Raw genomic sequence first — 6,231 nt, forward strand, 5'->3', positions numbered from 1 at the left:
GTTTTGTCTGGGGTCTCTTAAAAGCAAACATTTGCGAGCATTCCTGTTAATTTACCCGAGCCGTCTCGAAACCACTTAACAATCGGTCGATCGCGCGAACACCCCGATTTCCCGAAGAAACTGAGGTGTTCGAGTGATGTTAATTTGAGGGGATTGAATTCATGAATGCAGATTGACTCGTGAACTCAGGTAATCCTCGATTATACGAAAGATGCTTTCGTCAGAGGTTCGGTGACACCTTCGAGAACGGGTAGGGTAGAATCCCCAAAGGCGATCGAGGTATTGATTCCGTCGGATTCGATCGACAAGTCTGCAAGCACTAGACCCCGCAGGTCGATCGCATCTTCACCGACAGTAAAGTCAGCGATCGTATTGGTTCCGCGCAAGTTTTCGAGAACCAATGTGTCAGCTCCTTTGCCACCAAGGAGTGTATCGTCACTAGTCCAACCTCAGATAACATCATTACCAGCACGGCCATTGAGTCAGTCGTAGCCCGCTTCACCCCAGAGTTTATCGTCTCCTTTGCCAGCGGTTAAGATATCATTTCCCCCTTGTCCGAATAGGCAGTCGTCACCGTCACCACCATTGAGGTAGTCGTCATTGCGACCACCCTTAGCCAGGTCGTTACCGGTGCTGCCATAAACTTAATCTTTGCTGAAGCCACCATCAAGGCGAGCGTCACTATTACCACCATTTACGGTATCGTTAACAGAACGACCTTGAACAATTTCGCTAGTATCGCCACCAACAATCTCGCCGCTACCGGAAATGACCTCGGCAGGTAACGCGAGAACGATTTGACCGCCTTGGGCGTAACTTCTAGAAGTGGTCAGAGATGAAACTCGCTCTCCATCAGCAAAATAGCTTAGATTATTGTTTTAGACGATCGCTTGGTCGTTTGCAATTTTAAATGCTTGTAGACGATCGTCGAATAGACCCAGAATAAAGGATAAGATAAATAAACGACAATTAATCTAGCCCATCCAGAAATCATTGATGCAATTAGCGTTAAAAATAAAGATAAAATTACTATAATAAAAGAACCTAAAACAATTCTGTTTTTATTATTTTTTGTTAATCTGTCTGACATTTTAAAGCTGTCTTTTACACTTTTGTTTTCTGTTAAAACTAAAATAGATGTAAAAACAAAGACCATATAATAGTAAATTATTATATAGCCACAGGCTGGAATTAAAAAAAACATTAAATTTCGCATAAAATATCCACTCCAAAAAATATAAATTCCTAAAAATTTAGCAATCATATATATCGTAAAAAAAGCCAATCCCAAGCTAATTGGGAACAGCATAAAATAAAAAAATGATTGAAAATTGCAAAACATATTCAGCGATCTTAATTCCCATCTCTTGTCAAGGGCAAGTTTAAAAATATTTAAACTCGATCGATTGCCTCGCTGCAAATAATTATATATGTATAAAACTAACACTCCTTGTAAATATGGAAGCAGAAGCCAATAGTAGAGAAAACTAAAAACAAAATTAAAAATCGGAGTTAATACAATCAGGCGAGGCCATAGTAATAGGAGAATTATTTTGACTAAAAGATAGAGAAGAATAACGAGAACATTGGGAAAGTTAATCAGCAAAAGCTTCCCATAAATAGGAGGCAAATAAGTTATAAAGTCTTTCCAGACTCGTTTCATTTTTAATTTAGCCATCATATTTTTGAATCTTCTCTTAATCTCAGCTATCTTAGCCTTAAACGCTATTAGTGGAAGCCATTTGCCTAAGATATTGGACTGTCACTCATATCAGGATAACGACAGTTCAAGCGAAAAATGCAATCGTTGGTTGATTGAAAGTATAGATTTTGAGACAAAAATTTGATAGTACCCAAACGGGGTGATTTTTGGGTTCGATCTCGATTGGAATTTTAGCGCTTTGTGAATTATCTAGGTTAACTTACAATCTCGGAAACAAAAATATATTTTATTTCTACAAAATCTTCACATTTTAAGATTTAATAGAATTCAAAAAAATGCGATCGAAATTCACATGAATTCGCCGATCGTAAATATAGCGGTTCTCAAATCAGTGAGGCTCGATCGTGAATCTCAACTCCCCCTTATGAAAGGGAGGCAGCGTCGCCAGAGGGGTTTCCCCAAGTAGAACGACTGCCGTGGATGCGCGGGGGATCTTCCGGACCTCATCCATTCGAGAAACGCTATATCGTTATATTCAATATTGTTAGAACGCAATTTTAGGAAGCCCTCGGTCGTGTCTACCGAGGGCAGGTATTGAAGCTTCCTTGCACTAGTGCAGCACGGCAGAAATAATTACCTAGCTCTAAACTGCTGAAAGCTATATATAGTATGCATTTTTAATTCTGCATAGCAGCACTAGGGTCTATATTTGCGAAAACCGCGATCTAAATTCAAAATTTTTAGTACGCATGGCTTTTAGGGATTGAAGACCGGTCAGTTATTTCTACTGCACTGTACTCGTGTGGTTATACAAACGTAAACGGAGACCCGTTCAAATCCAGATCGATCGCATCTCGGACGATCGCAATCAGTTCCCGAACCGGATCGCTGACTTCCCAAATTTGGGTGTTGCCGTTCCGTTCGCGCAACTCGTAGCTACCTCCAGCAAATAGTTGAATCGTATCGGTGGTAACATCAAAATCGCGCACGACAGCACGACCGACCCAACCTTCCGAAACCACTGTCGCCCCATCGTCGTAGAACGCACCATCTTCATCGCCAAGGACGAATAAATCCGCGCCCGCATCTCCAATGAGGATATCCCGTTCTCCAATACCGGGAGTTCCCAGGGTATCATCAACGCCGATGAGGGTATCGTCGCCGTCGCCACCGCGTACCGTGTCGCTATCGGAACCACCCATCAGCGAGTCGTTTCCACGCCAACCCAAGACGCGATCGATGCCCGAACCCCCCGTTACCGTGTCATCACCCACACCACCGCCCAGGGTGTCATCTCCCGCACCCCCGTCGAGGCTGTCGTTTCCGCGATTTCCCCGTAGGGTGTCGTTTCCTTCCCCCCCGCGAACCGTATCATCTCCAGCGAGGGCGCGTACCAGGTCGTCACCGGGAGTCGCACATCCGGTCAAATCGTCGTTACCAGAGGTCGGATCGCAACTGACACCAGAAGATAAATCCAACCCCAACACCAACGGATCGTGGTCGGAGTTGCGGAACTCGTCGTTGGGGTTGAAGAGGCTGGGGTCGTTAAATTCGGTGCTGTAGTTGAGGGCATCGGGTTCGTCGGCGTTGATATGCCATTTCGCGCCACCCGTGACTTGGGATGCGAGGCTGCCGTTGGCTAAAGCGTGGTCGAGGGAACCCCACTGACCGCTAAACACGAAGGAGTAGTCCCCAGTGACAATGTTGGTATATCCAGCATTTTCGATCGCGGCGATCGGATCTTCTTGGGTGTAGGCATTCAAATCTCCCACAATTAAAACATCATCATCGCTGCTGCCGGTGGGGTCTGCGGCCAGCCAGGCGGTAACGGCATTCGCCCCATCTACCCGACGCTGGTTCCAATTTCCCTGACCGTCGCCCGCATCGGCATTTGCCCCGGTTCCCGTACCGCCTTTGGATTTGAAGTGGTTGACTGCCACGGTAAACTCTTCTCCGAAGTCGCCATTCGCCCCGTCGATGACTTCAAAGCTTTGGGCGAGAGGAGTGCGGTTGGTGTTGATGCCGTCGAACGTGTCGGGAGTATTTAAAAATGCCGCCGTTCCCGACTCCTGCACCACATCGGCATCGTAGATAATCCCCACGGCGATCGCATCTGAACCCAACTGGGCAACACCGGGATCGACATAGGTATAGTTGCGACTGGTTTCGGCGTTCAGCGCATCCAGCAAGTCTTGGATGGCGCTATTTTCACCATCGCCGTAGTCGTTTTCGACTTCCTGAACTGCAATAATATCCGCATCGAGTTTATCCAACGCCGTCACCAATTTCTCGGTTTGCCGCTGGAAATCGCTAAATGTTTCCGCCCCCCGCGCCGTGGGGAAGCCGCTACCCATGCCGTCGCCGTTGAAGTAGTTGAGGAGGTTGAAACTGGCAATTTTAACGTTGCCGCCCACATCGGGGGCATCTGTGGGACGGGGATTGGTGGCTTGGTAATTGATGGGTTCGGTGGGTTGGACGCGATAGTTCCCGAAGCCGAAGCCGAGAATACCCGTAACCGAAGAAACGGTATCGCCGCCGCGCAGGGTATTGGTGGGGGTGAGGTTGTTGCCGCCTCGGGCGTTGGGGATGGGGAAGTTGTTTTGCCCGTTGCGTCCGTCGTCGATGAGGATGCTGCGCCCTGCAATATCTTCTAAATGTGCCGCAAAGCCGGAGACGCTGGGGGTATTATTTTGGGTGAACTGTTCCAAGCGTCCGCCAGAGGAGAGGAGAATTTCCCCGAAGCGATCGAAATTAAAATGTTCCGTCACCGTTAAGTCGCCAGATGCCGCTTGCACATCCACCAACATCCCCTCGTACTGTTCCAAATCTGCCACATCGGCAATGGGGAAGCTAACCGTGGTTGCCGTCGGTAGGGCATCGGTTCCCACCACGGTAACGGAGGTGGGATTCATCTGGGTTTGCCCGAACTGTTCGACGACGTTCCCGGCAATCTCTACTTTGTCGCCGACATTGACACTCTCGGAGGAGAAAACGAACAACCCCTCAGAGGTGAGGGGGTTCGCGTCAGTATCGGCATCTTCTTCTTGAACGTAGAACCCACTCAGTCCCGGAAATACTTCCGTGACAATGGCTTCGATGGTATAGGTTCCCGTATTGGAAGTATCGGTGGTTCCTTGAATCTCGTGAATTTTGGCGATCTCGCCGCCACCACCGTCATCGCCGCCGCCATCGGCATCGCCCGCAAACAGGATATTATCGACGAAAATATTCTCGGCGGTGGCATTCGTATCGACGCTAACGGTGAGGGTAAGGGTTTCGCCGAAACCTTGGTTATCGATGAGGTCGTCTAAATCGACGGTGACGCTATTCCAATTCGCACTTCCGTCGTCGGCAGAGGCCTTGGTTTCGAGTTCCGTTTCGCCGAAATTGAGGAAGGTTTGGGAATTGGTACCATCGCTGAGAGTGAAGAAAAATGCATCATCGCTTTCATAACTCGTATCGGCAATCCAATAGTCGAAGCTGAGAATGCGATCGATTTCGCCAGTGACATCCACCGGTTCAAAGACTAAATCCAATCGACCATCGCCGTCGTTGAATTCAAAGTTGTGTTCGACTCCCGAAGATACGGATGTGCCATCGGCGGCAACATCAGGGGCATTGCCTCCAGAAAAGGAATTCACCCCGATCGAATCGCTACTTTCACCAGATGTCGTCGGACCTGCTCCTTCTCCACGGGTATCGAACCAAAAGGTAGAAAAGGTCAGTCCGTTGCTACTGTCCGTATTCAAAGAACCGAGGTTGGTTAATGGTGCGCCACTGGCAAGCCGATCGGAGGTCAAGGCATTACCATCTGCTAGACTGTTGAAATTTTGAGATGCGATCGGATTCATCATTTTTTCTCCTAGTTGCGACTTTGGCGATCGAGATCTAAGGTGAATTTTGCGAGTGGGTTTTTATCTCTTTTTGTAAGCATGCGTGCGGTCAGCGCTCGGCGATACTCCAAAGGAGTCGCGCGCGCCAACGGCTGTAGACTCTTCGGTAAAGCAAAAACTTCTGGAGTTTTAGATTGGAACAGGTTAACCTGCATTATTCATGAGGTTCGACGACAATCCCTCAAAGCCTTGCCCAAAAAGCAAGCTGGCAAGTTACCCGAACAACAGTCTGTTTTTGAGGTTCGAGAGAGATTGGGGGTTTAGCGTTTGGTGAATTATCCAGGTTACAGTTATAAGCTGCATCAGAGTTCTTCTCTGATGACTAACGGCTGATACCTGAATGCTTATCTCTTTTCTAACTCGATCGTCGGTGTCGGGGCTTCAGTCAAAATTAAACATGAATGGGTGTCGAGGGAAAAGCTGGCAAGTCAAGGTCTTAACTACTCTCTTAGAGATAATCGAGTTTTTTAAGACTTCCCTTTGAATATTTTTCATAAAAAAAACAGTGTTTTGGTTAAGTCTAGATTATGTTTATATTAATTTTTTACTTTAGAAAACAGCGAAATTTTTAATTCGTTTTTTTTTATCCAATTTGTATTTTATTATTAGATCGATACAGATTTTAATTTGAGGATTTATATTCAATAATTTAAAAATAAAATTAAATCAAAAAAT

2 protein-coding genes and 1 pseudogene are annotated in these 6,231 nt (G+C 46.7%); all 3 read right to left on the reverse strand.

What is annotated here, in order from left to right; translation table 11 throughout:
- Window positions 1–200 precede the first annotated feature (200 nt).
- Complete coding sequence (locus tag AC2215_RS14240) at window positions 201–401, reverse strand: hypothetical protein (protein ID WP_486810674.1); 201 nt, start codon at window positions 399–401, stop codon at window positions 201–203.
- 81 nt (window positions 402–482) lie between these two features.
- A pseudogene (locus tag AC2215_RS14245) lies at window positions 483–629 on the reverse strand (hypothetical protein); the annotation flags it as partial.
- Between the two features lie 1,840 nt (window positions 630–2,469).
- Window positions 2,470–5,517 (reverse strand): ExeM/NucH family extracellular endonuclease, encoded by a 3,048-nt coding sequence (locus AC2215_RS14250; protein ID WP_486810675.1) that lies wholly within the window; start codon window positions 5,515–5,517, stop codon window positions 2,470–2,472.
- Between the last annotated feature and the right edge of the window lie 714 nt (window positions 5,518–6,231).

It is taken from the genome of Zarconia sp. (assembly GCF_057467645.1).